Below are 13948 nucleotides of genomic sequence, written 5' to 3'. Positions count from 1 at the left end.
CACTACATTAAAAATTACAGCTGTCTTCTAGCTCTTCTTCATAGAATTTTACCCTATGAGCATAAAGCTGTAAATTGTATCTAATCAAGTCAGTCCTCTAAAATACCACCCCATTTGTCATCACCCATAACTCTATCAATTATATGATTAGTATGCCAAACAGCCGCTCTCTCCAAACCTACACAGCGTTCTTTAGAAGACGGTGATATTTCTCCTTTATAATATATCTCGTATTTATCACTAATTATATCGTGAATATACCAAGGTGGAGGCCACTCATTTTCTTCGCTTTCAAACGGAGTGTTTTTTATATAGATTAAATCCTTATTAATATCCGTTTTATAAATTCCTACAATAAACTGATTTCCTCATTGATTGGTAAATCAGTAATATCATTCCCTATATGACTGTAAACTGCGATTCCTGCATCTCGCAAAAGCCTCCCAAAGGCAAACTTGCCATTTGGCAATGTTATCCCATATATGTTTCCAATTTTAATTCTTTTTATCAAAGTATACACCTCTAGTCTAGACCTCATACCATAATACACCAAAATAAATGAATACTTTAAACTAGTACTCATTTCAATTGAATTTCAGCTAACGTCTCGGATTCCCGACGCCCTCCAGCCTTACAGAAATAGCTCAAATTCTTAGATAGCTCTTATCTTAATATTTGAGCTACTTCGCCTTGGTTAGGTTGGAGGGTGTGCGTAGCGAACGGGAATGTATTGTTAACTGAAGTCCTCCAGCGCAGTACTCGAAATTACAACTATCCAAAAGCTCTTTTCATGAAGAATATAAGCAGGCTCCGTATTTATCTTGTTATACTTCTTTTATTTTCATTTTGTAAAATATACTAAAAGTAGCACCAAATGATAATCCCATAAGAAATCCATCTAATAAATTATAATAAACTCCTTTAATACCAATGCTTCGTATAATACTCATTGAAATAAGGCTGAACATTATAGCAATAAAAGTGGTAACTATTGCTATACCAATCTTTTGACTTGCCCATCTTATTATTTTCATATTACTACCTAACATATAAAATACTAAATACCCCAATAGCAAAGATATGCCATTTAATATATCTGCCCAAGTTATATTCATTTATATTTCCTCCGTTCCGAATATTGCGATGTAACTATTTTAAAGAATTTTGATAATAAGTAATCGCCCATTAACAATTTAATTGAACAAATTACTAAAAATGAAAAGCCAAAGGTTTGATTATATGTTGTTGCTATAGCAGTAATTAAGAAATACCAAGCAAACTTTAAGCATATATAAAAATTTTTTTCATAGTTTTGCACCTGAAAATCTTGTGTAGATTGTCTAATTGTACTCTTGTGCCACTATATAATAAGCTTCTATACTAAGTCAGTTTATAGAATCCACGCTGAACCAGCATAGAACCAGCAAATATTTAAATATTTATATATTTAAATAGCTTCGTTTGTGATAATGCTTTGAAACAATCTAAGGATTTATTTTAAATATTTTACCATCTCAAAAGGTGCTGTTTCTACAAATCCCATCGATAGATAAAATTTTTGTGCTTCAACATAATCAGCTGAGAATCTTGTATATATAGTATCAATTCCCTTCTGTATAGCAAATTCTTCTGCATGTTTATAAAGTTTCTTCCCTATTCCATGCCTTTTTAATGTAGATTTAACATAAAGCCTTTTTAACCACATCTCATTCGTGGAAACAATATTAGTTCCAATACTTCCAATAACTCTGTCATTATCATCAATTGCTACCCAAAACATATTACCAGTTAAAATATAATTATCAACAATGTCAAGTAAATCTTCATTTAGGTGAGGTATCCTACCTAATGTATTTTTTGCTTCCAAAATCATAAATATCATATCATCTCTATATTTGGGTTCAAATAATTTAATTTGCACTTTAACACCTCCTTTATTAATAGTGTGCTATAGATTACTTATACGGCCCAAATTCTTTAATTTAATGTTTACTACAAATTTGCACTTATTTCAAAAGGATTTCAGTTAACGTCTAGTGTTGCCGACAACGAGACAGACACTTAGCCAGACATGGCTTAGTGTCTCAGGTGCGTCTTGACCTCCTTTTTAGGCTAAGACGAACGGCAATTTTTTGTTAGCCGAAGTTCAACATTATTATGCTTGGTCTGGAAATGTATTTAAATCTACTCTATATTCCTCTTCATTTAGAGATGGATTCATAATAATTATGAAGTCTGGTAGTGCTTCAACCTTTGGAGTTCCATCAGGTTCTCTCATCCCAGGTTCATCATCCCAACCAATTAAATGAACTGTTACACTATAATCCCCTCTGTCAATTGACAAGCACCCAATATTCTCATCCGGGTTATTACAAATATACTCTATTCCACTAATACAAACATATCCATTACTTACAAAACGATATTCTTCAGATGAAACAATGAGGTACTTTCTTTCACACTCTGACAGTTGTTGAAAAACTTCTGAAGTACCTACTCTTACTTCAAATTCAAATGCACCATCCGAATGAATATTAATAGGTACAAACTTTCCTTTATCTATATGTTGTAGAATATCTTCATCTTCTAAAAGTTCCCTCTCCCATGAATCATAATTATTAATATTTGAAAAATAGCAAGGGTCCCAAATGCAGTGCATTCCTGAATCAGTTACTAGTGTTTTTCTATGTCTATTAATCATCATAAAAGTCTCCTATCATTTTGATTTTTGTAATATATTTTAATTTTTTTCATCAAAACAACATTTTAAGTTAGCACTTACTGATGAAAGATTTCGGCTAACGTCTCGGATTCCCGACATTCCTGAACCGGACCACAGAGGAATACTCCTTGGCTGCGCTTGCGCCGATGAAGAAATGTGCTTTGACTATGTTATCAAGATTATCTTAATTAGAAAACTACATTCAAATATATTACTTATCTGCGTTAAAGTACTTTCCAGTCAAGGCGTACGACAAAATTTTCTTAAGCGAAGTCCGCTATCACTAAACTTGAAATTATCGCTAATAAATAAAGCTAATTATAAATACAAAATATAAAAGTTAAGTTGTAAATCTATAAAAGGTTTTATTATTAGCTACTGTAATTTGTATTCTGCTATAAGCTGTGTAGGAAAGAACTCATATAAGCTCACACTTTCTACTCTTCCATTTAGTTGCTGAAAATTCTGTGCTACTAATGGAAGTGCTTTTTGAATGTTTTCAGCTTCATCTATTAATACTGTGACATGGGCTGTCCAGCTTTGACTGTTATCTATACAATTTCCATCAAATTTTTTATGCAAGTCAAGAAGTTCATTATTTATATTTGGTGCCAAGAATAAGACTTTCAATCCAAACAACCCAATATGACTAAAAGACAATTCAAAGCTTTTGAATTTAGCACATACTTCTTGAAGTAGCTGTTTAATTTCTTTTTCATAACCTGTATCGAAATATGCCAAAGTGATGTGGTGAGGTAGATTGGGAGTCTGTTTGCCAATGATACCTGCTTCATTTATGATGTATTGGATTTCCATCATTCGTTTTGATGTTTCTTCATCAAATGTAGCAATTAAACATAGAAATTTTTCTGACACTTAGTTACCTCCTGTTATGTAAGAATCTTTACTTCTCAATCAAATAAACTTTAAATAAAAAGTTACTTCAATAGGATTTCGATGTGAAGTAATGTGCTTTGGCTTCTTCAAAGGCTTGACCCTTTACTGCCAAAGCAAACTTGAGCGCCTTGTTAAGCAAAGTCCGTCGACACTGCACTTGAAACTACCACTATCCTAAAAAGTCTTATTCTTGAAATATACATTTGCTATATATCTATTCTTTTAGTGGTATATTATACAACTTTATATACAAATTGATAGATTCATTTAGATTTTGAATTACTTTAAATGCTGGTTCTAAAGATCCCTCAATACCATCTATAAATAGATCAATATGAAATTTTAATGATTTTCCAAGCTGTTTTCCATAAGGTGTTTCTGGCGGAAGTGCAAAGGGTCTTAATTGGATCTTAGTTCCTCCTCTTCCACTATCACGCACAAACCAAGATATAAACTCTAATGAGTGTAAGCTTTCTATTGAGTTATCTATTAAAAATTCAAATTGAATCAGTACTTCATTCTCTAATCCACCATTTGTTCGCAAAAGAGATGCATGTGGTAGATGTGAAAATTCAGGTTGTTTTAACATTTCTAAATCTACGGAACCTAAATTATCTATACCACTCTCTATATTTAAAATCCCCTTCAAATTTAACAAAGTTTTATGAAATGATTCTATATCTTTGGGATAATTACTCATACATACCTCCGAAAGTATTATATTAAAATATTTTATTTAAACCGATGAATACTTAAAGCTAGCACTATATTTAATAGGATTTCGTTTTACGTTCCGCACTCAAGACGTCCTTGAACCTAGCCAGACATGGCCTGGTGAAAGGATGTGCTTTAGCTATCTATTCAAGCCAAGGCGAGCTTGAGTGTTTTGTTAGAGGAAGTGTTATGTTTCGCCTTATCTATATCCGTGAATAGTTATATTTTTCTACATACAATTACCAATTCAGTTGCAGTAAAAAATCCTATATTGTATAGCTTATTTCTAAATTTTTCTAAGATTTCTAAATACCTATCATGTTGCTCTACATTACTTACTTTTTCTATTTTTGCTTCCAGTGCTTGAAAACATTGGTCTAAAATTTCTTTTTCTTCTTCTAAGTTTTGATTTTTTTCTTGTTCTTCATGGGTATTATACTGAAACATGTCTACCTTTTCTAGATTTAAACTATCTACTATTTTAACTAATTCCTGTACAGTAAAAGTCCTATTATGACACATCCCTATTAAAGTATCTATTTCTCCTTGAAGATGGTGAAGTTTCACATGGGAAAGTTGTTTCTCAGATTGATTATCAGAAATCATTTCATTAATTATCATAATACCCTTTGGCTTCAATACTCGTTTAATTTCACTTAATACCTTTTCTTTATTTGGTAAATGATGAAGAGTATTAGAAATAGAAATTACATCTATACTATTATTTTCAAATTCAATTTTTTCCCCATCCATATACATAAATTTAATCCTATTATCTTTATATTTTTCTGCAGCCTTATTCAATACCTCTTTCTTTGTATCTATTCCGATTATACTAATATAACCCGGTAAGCTTTCTTGCAGCACTTCAATAAAAAATCCAACGCCTGTCCCAACGTCTAAAACCTTTAAATTCTTAGATTCTCCAATTAATATTTTTTTTAATTTATCCATGTTTTTTCTCCTAATAATTTATTCTCTAGTTTTAACACCGTAACCTTATACTTATTTGGAAACCATATTTAGCTTAATTATGCTATAAATTATATTATGTAAATCTTTACAATGCTATGGATGAAGAATTTTACATCTATTATCATTGACTATTTTCAAATACTCATAAAAGTTTTTTAAATCTATCTAGTAAGCAATTGCAATATTTTGTTAGACGTAAATTAATAAAAACATAAAATCAAGTAAAACTTTCACTAATAAATAATTTCCTCTAACGTGCCTTGTTCAAGACGCCGAGAAGCCTAGAGCGACCGCACTTGGCTTCGCAGGTGTGCTTTGCAGTCTCCTCATGCAAAGCGGACTTGAACATTTTGTTATGTGATGTCGCTGTATACACACCTTTTTATTAGATGTTTTCAAAAATATAGTACTCTATTTGAAGCTATCTATTATATTACATTTGTCTTAGTAATTGGTGATGAATAATTACATTTCCCTTATTAATATATTTTAATTCTTCACTGCCACCCAAACAAAGCGCTGGTTCAAAGAATAATATTTCCCCATCATGTAATTTTCCTACTTTTTCTGTACCTTCAATAAATAAATCTTTTTTTAGTAAAGTTTTAATTATATCATCACTTAACAAGAAGCTATTGAAAAAAGTGTTGATATTCCATGTACAATTGAATGTTTTTTTGTAATGTGGATCTAAACATATAACATCCTCATCTTCTACAGTAAGTTTTCTATAATAAAATAAATGACCAAATCCACTTATCATAAATGGTATATAATTAGGCACTTCTTTTCCAAACCACATCTCTAAAACCATTTGATATTCTTCTGGATTGATTATTTCTACAATTCCATTTCCGTATTTACCTACACCGTTATTTGTCCATAAGCTTAGTAAAATATCTGGAGCTATCTCCTTATATTTACTAATAGTTTCTGTACTCAAACTTTTACAGCTTTCATCAGGCAAATAACTATTTAAAAATTTTTCATGTTTCATGTTAATCCCCCTTCAATAACCATCTCTTAAACAACGATTTCACCTAACTCTTAGAAGTGTATCTGAAGTTGAGCATATTTTAAATTAATGCCTGCTCAAAAGAATAACAGGCATTAATTACAGTATCCTATTATAAGTTTTAACTACTCAATTTCAGATACACTCCAGTTGAACGATACCGCTAACCTCCATTATGGGGTTTCAATAATTTTTATACCCCTTCTGATTTTATTTACTTATCATAATTTTATCATAATTCTTATAAATTAGTTACTTAATTTGTATCTATTATAATATTTTCCCTGTATTTTAAATAGACTTTCCCCCTCCCCATTAATCAAATACATAAATTATTAAGTTTTCAATATATTATGGAGGTGAACAAATTGATGGCAGAATTTTGCTTCTCCTAATCATCTTGCCAGCTTTACAGCACGGACAAATTCGGATGTCTAATCCAGTTAGTTTTAGTAATACTTCTTCCATACTTAATTTTTTAATGCTTGTAAGTTTTGCACCAGTTAATTTCTTGCATTCCTCTAGTTTCGTTTTCTTATTTCTGTTGCCAAGAATACCAAAATGTCTGATTTTAACAAACCTTTCTGGCAAAATATGCATTAGAAACCTCCGTATCAATTCTTCTGCACTTATAGTCATATGTTTTTCTTTATTCCTATCTTTATAGTCCCGCCATTTGAAAGTTACAAAACCATTTTCTATATGTTCAATTCTATTGTTTGAAATAGCTACTCTGTGGGTATATCTTCCGAGATATTGGAGCATATATGCAGCAGTTTTGATTGGCGGCTTACAGTATACTATCCAATTCTTTTGTTGCAGTCTTTCAATCAGACATCTAAATATGTCAGCTCTGGCTAGTTCAGCTATTTCTGCGACAAACTTTAGTCTATTGTTATAGTATTCATTTAGTAAAAGGTATAGAAATCTTCCTTTGAACTTTACAGAAAGTACCCTAACGGGTATAAAGAACTTCTTCCTAGAGCTTATCCATTTTACTCCGTCTATTGATAAACCTCCAGAAGGAACAATGCAATGGAGATGTGGGTGAAACATAAGGTTTTGTCCCCAAGTATGCAGTAAGGCTGTAAATCCAAGTTGTGCTCCTATATACTTTGGTTTGCGAGCTAATTCAAGGAGAGTTTCAGATGCAGCTTTAAATAGAATCTTATATATTTCTTTCTGATTTCTTAATGCTAACGCATTAATTTCTTCCGGCAGTGTAAAAACTACATGAAAGTATCTTATGGGAAGCAGGTCACTCTTTCTATTTTCAAGCCATTGTTCTTTAGCTAAACTTTGGCATTTTGGACAGTGCCTGTTTCTGCAGGAATTATAAGAGATTTTAACATGCCCACATTCCTCACACTCATCTATATGTCCACCAAGTAAAGAAGTTCTGCATGCTTCTATTGAGCTCAATGCCTTAAGTTGATTAAGAGGCAAACTATGCTCTTTACGATATTCTTCACCATATTTATGCACTATATCTTGAAGTTCATTCATCCTGTCCACCGTCTAATATGTCAAAAGGACTTCTTATTTTCTTTATTCTAGCTGCAGTTACATGCAAGTATATGTTTGTGGTTTGAATGTTAGTATGTCCTAGTAATGCCTGTATGTAGTGTATATCTGTACCATCTTCCAGTAAATGAGTAGCAAAACTATGCCTTAGACAATGTACATTCCCTGGTTTTAAAACTCCGGCTTTCGCCTTTGCTTTCTCAAATACACGTTCAACAGTCCTTTCAGTAAGATGTTTTGACTCATCATCTCCTGGAAATAGCCAATCCTTAGGTTTATAATATTTGAAATAATCACGTAAAACTATAAGATTTTTCTCAGACAGGATAGTAAATCTATCCTTCTTCCCTTTTCCAAGGCAAACCTTGATCTGCATACACTTACTATCTATATCTATGACTTTTAAATTAACAACTTCCCCAACCCTTAACCCCGAAGCATATATTGTTGTTAATATAGCCCTATGTTTAAGGTTTGTAATGCTATCCAAAATTTTTTTAATCTCTAGCCTTGAAAGTACCTGAGGAAGTTTCTTATCCTTTTTAACTCTCGGTATTTGTGTCATTTTCCACTCTCTTCCTAAAGTTGCCTCGTATAGGAATTTTAGTGCACTGTATACCTGATTCACATAAGACTTACTAAGACCTCTATCTGTAATAACATAGTGGAGATAGTCCTTAATTTCTTCAATACCTAGTAAATCAGGTGACTTACCAAAGTGCTTGGAAAAGACTGCTACATGCCGTAAATATGCATCTTGGGTTTTAGGACTAAATCCTTTGATTTCAAGATCTCTTTTGTACTGCTCCCTTAATTTTGTCATAATAAAACTCCTTTAATATTAAGATTTTCACCTTTCATACTAAATGGAGTATCTATAAAAAACTATGATTTCAATTATAAATTTACTATTATTACTGTTTATCCACCGCACTCCGTGCGGTTTAGTTCAACGTTCCGTATGACCGACGAGGGAGAGGCTTAGATAACTCCTATCTTAGCCTCTCCCTTGTGGCGCAGCCCTTGCGGTCATATTTTGTTAGAGGAAGTGGTATATTTTCGCTATATTTTATTCGAAAGCTATACCATCCTATTATTTAAAAATATCTTTAGCCCAATTTGGCAGAACAACACTTTTCCATTTTAATTCACCATTAAATATATAAGCGATTTGTTCAAACTTGTTAGTATTATCATAGATATTTAGTTCGTCACAAATACCTATGACAGTCCTGAGATTTTGTAAGGATTCATGATATCTTCTTTCAATAAGATCTTCTGAAATACCATGACCACCGTTAGATACTCTGATTTTAACTCTCTCTTTTGCAATATCAGGACTTTCTATCCCTATATAATTCATTACTACATGGTAACCTTTAGATTTTGCTGTAATGATATTCTTAACTATTGTTTTTCCAGAAAGTGTTGTCTCTTGATTAAATGAAATTCCGGTATGGATGTAGTAGTTTAGTAGTTTCACAGCTTCTCTTGCAGTCCTTATTTGAAGATTATTATCCTGCCATGAACCTATTCTCTCCACCATCTCATCAGTATTAATTCTTTTTTCCAACTTATTTTCTTCGTAGTATATAGTTCTATATATTGAGGTTTTGCCAGCTCCATTAACTCCTGCAAAGATTGTGTAAGTAGGCATTATTGTTTACCTACTATTTTATCTTGTTCTCTTTGTAATACTATGTTGGATAAAGTCATATAGAAGTCTTGCTCCTCTTTAGTCCTTGACTTTTTAAATAATTCTTTTAATTCTTTATATGAATATTTTAAAAACTGGTTATATAAATCATTTTCTTTGATTATTTCATTCATAATGATACCTCCAATTATTTACATTATAAATGTTCATTTATTAATTTTACTAGTTCTTAAAGGCTTATAGCAATATCATTTATTTAAATTATGTCTAGTATTTTATTTATTATATCATATTAAGAGTTTATGGATAAGTAGCCTTACTATATAATCAGATATCCCGGAAAATTTAATACGGAATTAAACTCTCATAAATATACCATTTCATCTAACGGCCTTTGTTCAAGACGTCTGCCAGCGTTACAGGAATTTAGAAAAGCTTACATAGCTCTTATGTTAGTTTTTCTAAATTACGACTCGGTTAGCTGGCTGATGTGCTTTGCAGTCTTTTCATGCAAAGGGGACTTGAACATCTTGTTATCTGAAGTTTTAGGTCTTTTACTCTCTATAGGCGTATTGCTATACCTCGATAATCTCTTTTCATTTAATTTACTATAAATTAATGCTGCGAATTACTTTTTTCTATTATTTCTTGTGTTTAAGGCCGATAAATCTTCAGACAGTGGAAAATTACTACGAAATTTTTGAACTAATTCACCATCCTTACTAATTAGCAAAGTAAGGGAACTATCCCATGAAACAATTTCAACTTCTGCTAAAGGATGCTGAATACCTACATTATTCACCCAGAAGCCTTTATACCCATCTGCAAACGGCAAATCGTATTTTAATATCTCTTCTAGAGTAACCTCTAGTGAAAATCCAGAAAATACACCCCAAACAAATTGAAAATCATCCTTGCTAATTATTTCTGTAAGTTGTTCTCCTGAAATCCAAATGTATTCCTTTGAAAACATTTGGTCAATGCTTTTATCCCCAGGATAACATTCACAATCAGTTATAAGCCAGTTATACTTTAGCTGTTCATTTTCTATGGCATTAAAGACCTTAGCCATATGTGTATAGTAGTGTTCGCCTTTTTCTAAAATTGCACTTCTCACCATTTCACCTCTTCTTACAATACACTGTTATTTGTTCGACTTTTTACAGTTGTGAATTATCTTTTAAGCTTTCCAAAAAAACTAAATGCGTAATCAAAACTTCATTAGACCTAAAATTTCAGATAACGTTTCGGATTCCCGACGTCCTCCAGCCTTACAGAATTAGCTAAAATTCTTAGATAACTCTTATCTTAATATTTGAGCTACTTCGTCTAGGTTAGGCTGGAGGATGTGCGTAGCGAACGGGAATGCATTGTTATCTGACGTTTTAGATATTTTGCTCTCTAATTACGCAAGGATAACACCAAAAAATTTCTTATGCCTAAATTACAATATAAGAAAATTATGAAGTAAAACAACATCTGATTATGCTTATTTACAGGAGTTAGAGGAACTTATTCATTGATGTATAATTTGATGCCCGAAATCCAAGATTTTCATATAATGGTTTTCCTTCTTCAGTCGCCATTAAATCAACTGCGGCAACGCCTAATAGCTTTGCTTCTGATAAAAGTTCAGTCATAACTTTCGTCGCAATTCCTTTTCCTCTATGTTGAGGGTATGTAAAAACATTGTATACCGTACCGACAAGATATGTTGAAAACGCTATTAACGGAGGTCTTTCCACGATTGACATAAATGCAGTTGCTAATACTTCATTTTCATTTTCGGCAATGATAGCAATAAATCCCTTGTTTAGGTGTTGAGTAAAATATTCTTCTAACTTCGTTCTAATATCTTGCATTTCTTCAGAAGAAGATACACCTTTTTCTGCAAACAGGTATTCCATACGAATCTTTATGAGGAGGTCAATATCCTCTTTAACCGTTTTTCTTACTTTCATGTTTTGCATCACCTTATATTAATAATCTTCAATTCGCACTTTAATACCATCGTTCAATAATGTTAGTAGTAGGCGAATTTATTTTGCTTAAAGTCATTTCATTCCAAATACTTCAAGCATGACTGAACCATTTTTATTGTATGCCACAATAGATATATATTGTTCTTTTCCATACATGTCAATCTCATAATTAGTTTCTGATTTTGCACTTCCTACGTATGTATATACAACATCAGAAAAATCTGAATTATATTCATCTGGTTTTTCAATATCTATTCCTAATTCATTTAAGAAATTGACTAATTCAGGCAATTGACCATGAGCATCAATTATTGATTTTAACCTATCGCTATACATTAATCGAGTTTTCTGTATATCAGCATTGAACCGCCAACCATACTTATCAATTTTCATAATATATGCCTTCCTAATATTCTTATTCCCCATTTATTACAACTGTGACTTATTTTAAAGCATTAAAAAAGCTACTGCGTCAACAATACTTTCATAGATCTAAAATGTCAGATAACGTTCCTTGTTCAAGACGCCGAGAGCCTTAGATAGCTCTTATCTTAGGCTCGCAGGTGTGCTTTGCAATCTTTTCATGCAAAGCGGACTTAAACATTTTGTTAGCTGAAGTCTTTCTATAAAATTAAACATCTAATTTCATAAGCACCCATGTAGATAAATTATTGCGGCTAAGTATCCAAATATCCTTATACCTGTTACTAGGAATTTCAATATATTTAGTACTCTCCCTTATATCTTCATAAGTGAAAATCGGGGATGCGTTTCTGATAAGAAGTGAATATGGATAACTTACTTCAAAACTTTCTCCTACTTTACACTTTTTAGCCAAAACTTCATTAAACTTTTCAATAAAAATTTGAAAAGTTTCTATGCCATGAACCAGACTACTGCTTCTATTCAGAAGCATTTTAGCCTCAAGTGGGTCATAGAATACATGTGCGATCTCAATGCCAATTGGATTTCCATGTGAGTCCATCAATAAAAAATCAGGACTTTCCTGTTTTTGTACAATCTCTAGTTGCTTGTTAAAATTTTTGTTATATATTTCAATAAATATATCTATAGCAGCTTTTTCAAGCTGATACTTTTCTAAGTCATATTTATTCATAACCATTCTCCTATTTAAATAGCATCTAATCAATTAAATTATTATTTACCTACTTAAGAATGACTATATTTATCTTTTAAATCATCTGGTAGTAGATCTATTATGTGATTAGGTATTCCCGGCCTATTTTTCTTCACCACTTCCCGACCGTCGATAAATACATCCAAAAACTCCCAGTATACTATAAACAACTCACCTTTTTTATCATATATGAATTCCATCCAACCGTCTGCGACTATCTCATCTTCTTCAAATATCATAATTCCCGAAAAATTCTCAACATGTCCATCTAGATATTTTATTGCATGTCCTTCAATACAGCTTTCTGACCAATCAAATTTAAAATCTTTGTTTTCAATGCCATAGACTTGCAAATCAATAAGTAACTGTCGTTCTACTTCTTTCCTTAGTCTCGAACCCATACATGATGAAAGTCCCATATTACTATAATTACGTTTCAATTGATTATCACCTCTCATTAAAATAAATTTTTCAGGAATTAAATTTTTCTCTCACCTATAAGCTACACTCACTATTGATTTCAGCTAACGTCTCGTGTTGCCGACGTTCCTGAACCGGACCCCAGAGGAATACCTCTTGGCTGCGCTTGCGCCGGTGAAGGAATGTGGCTTGGCAAGCCAACCATTTTTAGCCCATATAGATTATAATATTCTTTTACTATTTATATAAAAAATTCTTTCACCAAGGCGGACGGCAATATTTTGTTATATGTAGTGCCCGTACCACTTACTAAAATATAAAGCTCCACCTAAGCTAAACTTCCAATAACCACAACACTTTCGTCGCGGTCTCAAAAAGCTGCCATAGCTTTAGTAGATATTAAAGAAAATATTTGGAGCTGAACATAAAGTCTCAATAAGTTTCAAAAGTTCTTGGCAACCAATATTCAGTTAATCTTTTTTCGCGGGTTTTAATGATATAATTTTATGACAGATATATAATCTTCTCACTAAACAAAACTTCCTTCGCGGCTTCAAAAATCTGCCATTGCTAAAGTAGATATACAGAAACACGGCTTAGGCACTACAACTGAAACTTAACCTAACTTTAATAACATTGCTTTTTCGGAGATACCGGCAGGATGATAGTTGGAGCTGAACATTAAGCTCCTATAAGTTACAAAAGTTCTGGCAGCTTATATTATCACTAATCTTGTTCGCGATGTAGAATTAGCATTATTTCAATATTAAGCATTAACTTCTAATATTTAAGGCACCCCAAATTTACACCCAATTAGGGCATTACGTATAACGTTTCATGTTGCCGACGTTCCTGAACCGGACCCCAGAGGAATACCCCCCTTGGGGTGCTTGCACCGGTGAAG

Annotated in this window: 17 protein-coding genes; all 17 read right to left on the bottom strand. The window is 32.2% G+C overall.

The genetic code is table 11. The features are described from left to right. Window positions 1-349: 349 nt before the first annotated feature. The gene (locus tag ACJDUG_RS03700) at window positions 350-538 is read right to left on the bottom strand and encodes an Imm26 family immunity protein (protein WP_406768531.1); all 189 of its coding nucleotides are present in this window, start codon (window positions 536-538) and stop codon (window positions 350-352) included. A gap of 286 nt (window positions 539-824) precedes the next feature. After that, window positions 825-1115 carry a hypothetical protein gene (locus tag ACJDUG_RS03695; protein WP_406768530.1) on the bottom strand — a complete coding sequence of 97 codons (291 nt, stop codon included), beginning with the start codon at window positions 1113-1115 and terminating at the stop codon, window positions 825-827. Window positions 1116-1492: 377 nt separating this feature from the next. Next, window positions 1493-1921, bottom strand: a complete 429-nt coding sequence (locus ACJDUG_RS03690) for a GNAT family N-acetyltransferase (protein WP_406768529.1) — start codon at window positions 1919-1921, stop codon at window positions 1493-1495. A 234-nt stretch (window positions 1922-2155) separates the two neighbouring features. Then, window positions 2156-2704 (bottom strand): hypothetical protein, encoded by a 549-nt coding sequence (locus ACJDUG_RS03685; RefSeq protein ID WP_406768528.1) that lies wholly within the window; start codon window positions 2702-2704, stop codon window positions 2156-2158. A gap of 393 nt (window positions 2705-3097) precedes the next feature. Further along, entirely contained in the window at window positions 3098-3598 is a 501-nt protein-coding gene (locus ACJDUG_RS03680) for a 2'-5' RNA ligase family protein (RefSeq protein WP_406768527.1), read from the bottom strand. A 235-nt stretch (window positions 3599-3833) separates the two neighbouring features. Next, on the bottom strand, window positions 3834-4319 hold the full coding sequence (locus tag ACJDUG_RS03675; RefSeq protein ID WP_406768526.1) for a hypothetical protein: 486 nt from the start codon (window positions 4317-4319) through the stop codon (window positions 3834-3836). Window positions 4320-4552: 233 nt separating this feature from the next. Further along, the gene (locus ACJDUG_RS03670) at window positions 4553-5287 is read right to left on the bottom strand and encodes a class I SAM-dependent methyltransferase (protein ID WP_406768525.1); all 735 of its coding nucleotides are present in this window, start codon (window positions 5285-5287) and stop codon (window positions 4553-4555) included. 454 nt (window positions 5288-5741) lie between these two features. Next, window positions 5742-6305, bottom strand: coding sequence for a GAD-like domain-containing protein (locus tag ACJDUG_RS03665; protein ID WP_406768524.1), 564 nt, complete (start codon window positions 6303-6305; stop codon window positions 5742-5744). 369 nt (window positions 6306-6674) lie between these two features. Next, entirely contained in the window at window positions 6675-7829 is a 1155-nt protein-coding gene (locus tag ACJDUG_RS03660; protein WP_406768523.1) for an IS91 family transposase, read from the bottom strand. After that, a complete protein-coding gene (locus ACJDUG_RS03655) occupies window positions 7822-8670 on the bottom strand; it encodes a tyrosine-type recombinase/integrase (RefSeq protein ID WP_406768522.1) in 849 nt (282 codons plus the stop codon). The genes ACJDUG_RS03660 and ACJDUG_RS03655 overlap by 8 nt, the downstream gene beginning before the upstream one ends. Before the next feature lie 270 nt (window positions 8671-8940). Continuing rightward, window positions 8941-9504 carry an ATPase gene (locus ACJDUG_RS03650; protein ID WP_406768521.1) on the bottom strand — a complete coding sequence of 188 codons (564 nt, stop codon included), beginning with the start codon at window positions 9502-9504 and terminating at the stop codon, window positions 8941-8943. Further along, window positions 9504-9677, bottom strand: a complete 174-nt coding sequence (locus tag ACJDUG_RS03645) for a hypothetical protein (protein WP_406768520.1) — start codon at window positions 9675-9677, stop codon at window positions 9504-9506. Before ACJDUG_RS03645 ends, ACJDUG_RS03650 begins: the two co-directional genes overlap by 1 nt. 455 nt (window positions 9678-10132) lie before the next feature. Beyond that, entirely contained in the window at window positions 10133-10624 is a 492-nt protein-coding gene (locus ACJDUG_RS03640; protein ID WP_406768519.1) for a hypothetical protein, read from the bottom strand. A 382-nt stretch (window positions 10625-11006) separates the two neighbouring features. After that, window positions 11007-11465, bottom strand: coding sequence for a GNAT family N-acetyltransferase (locus ACJDUG_RS03635; protein ID WP_406768518.1), 459 nt, complete (start codon window positions 11463-11465; stop codon window positions 11007-11009). A gap of 93 nt (window positions 11466-11558) precedes the next feature. After that, window positions 11559-11822, bottom strand: a complete 264-nt coding sequence (locus tag ACJDUG_RS03630; protein ID WP_406768517.1) for a hypothetical protein — start codon at window positions 11820-11822, stop codon at window positions 11559-11561. Between the two features lie 295 nt (window positions 11823-12117). Continuing rightward, window positions 12118-12603 carry a hypothetical protein gene (locus ACJDUG_RS03625; RefSeq protein ID WP_406768516.1) on the bottom strand — a complete coding sequence of 162 codons (486 nt, stop codon included), beginning with the start codon at window positions 12601-12603 and terminating at the stop codon, window positions 12118-12120. A 53-nt stretch (window positions 12604-12656) separates the two neighbouring features. Next, the gene (locus tag ACJDUG_RS03620; RefSeq protein WP_406768515.1) at window positions 12657-13064 is read right to left on the bottom strand and encodes a hypothetical protein; all 408 of its coding nucleotides are present in this window, start codon (window positions 13062-13064) and stop codon (window positions 12657-12659) included. Window positions 13065-13948 lie beyond the last annotated feature (884 nt).

The sequence above is a fragment of the Candidatus Clostridium stratigraminis genome (assembly GCF_045310675.1).
Taxonomy (GTDB): Bacteria; Bacillota; Clostridia; order Clostridiales; family Clostridiaceae; genus Clostridium_AT; species Clostridium_AT stratigraminis.
The sequence above is the reverse complement of the archived record's forward strand: the minus strand, read 5'-3'. Positions and strand labels throughout refer to the sequence as shown.

What these genes read in the sequence shown, in the direction of transcription:
- ACJDUG_RS03700 (WP_406768531.1), bottom strand. Translation starts at nt 538, where the DNA reads ATGAGGTCTAGACTAGAGGTGTATACTTTGATAAAAAGAATTAAAATT.
- ACJDUG_RS03695 (WP_406768530.1), bottom strand. Translation starts at nt 1,115, where the DNA reads ATGAATATAACTTGGGCAGATATATTAAATGGCATATCTTTGCTATTG.
- ACJDUG_RS03685 (WP_406768528.1), bottom strand. Translation starts at nt 2,704, where the DNA reads ATGATGATTAATAGACATAGAAAAACACTAGTAACTGATTCAGGAATG.
- ACJDUG_RS03675 (WP_406768526.1), bottom strand. Translation starts at nt 4,319, where the DNA reads ATGAGTAATTATCCCAAAGATATAGAATCATTTCATAAAACTTTGTTA.
- ACJDUG_RS03670 (WP_406768525.1), bottom strand. Translation starts at nt 5,287, where the DNA reads ATGGATAAATTAAAAAAAATATTAATTGGAGAATCTAAGAATTTAAAG.
- ACJDUG_RS03665 (WP_406768524.1), bottom strand. Translation starts at nt 6,305, where the DNA reads ATGAAACATGAAAAATTTTTAAATAGTTATTTGCCTGATGAAAGCTGT.
- ACJDUG_RS03660 (WP_406768523.1), bottom strand. Translation starts at nt 7,829, where the DNA reads ATGAATGAACTTCAAGATATAGTGCATAAATATGGTGAAGAATATCGT.
- ACJDUG_RS03655 (WP_406768522.1), bottom strand. Translation starts at nt 8,670, where the DNA reads ATGACAAAATTAAGGGAGCAGTACAAAAGAGATCTTGAAATCAAAGGA.
- ACJDUG_RS03650 (WP_406768521.1), bottom strand. Translation starts at nt 9,504, where the DNA reads ATGCCTACTTACACAATCTTTGCAGGAGTTAATGGAGCTGGCAAAACC.
- ACJDUG_RS03645 (WP_406768520.1), bottom strand. Translation starts at nt 9,677, where the DNA reads ATGAATGAAATAATCAAAGAAAATGATTTATATAACCAGTTTTTAAAA.
- ACJDUG_RS03640 (WP_406768519.1), bottom strand. Translation starts at nt 10,624, where the DNA reads ATGGTGAGAAGTGCAATTTTAGAAAAAGGCGAACACTACTATACACAT.
- ACJDUG_RS03635 (WP_406768518.1), bottom strand. Translation starts at nt 11,465, where the DNA reads ATGAAAGTAAGAAAAACGGTTAAAGAGGATATTGACCTCCTCATAAAG.
- ACJDUG_RS03630 (WP_406768517.1), bottom strand. Translation starts at nt 11,822, where the DNA reads ATGTATAGCGATAGGTTAAAATCAATAATTGATGCTCATGGTCAATTG.
- ACJDUG_RS03625 (WP_406768516.1), bottom strand. Translation starts at nt 12,603, where the DNA reads ATGAATAAATATGACTTAGAAAAGTATCAGCTTGAAAAAGCTGCTATA.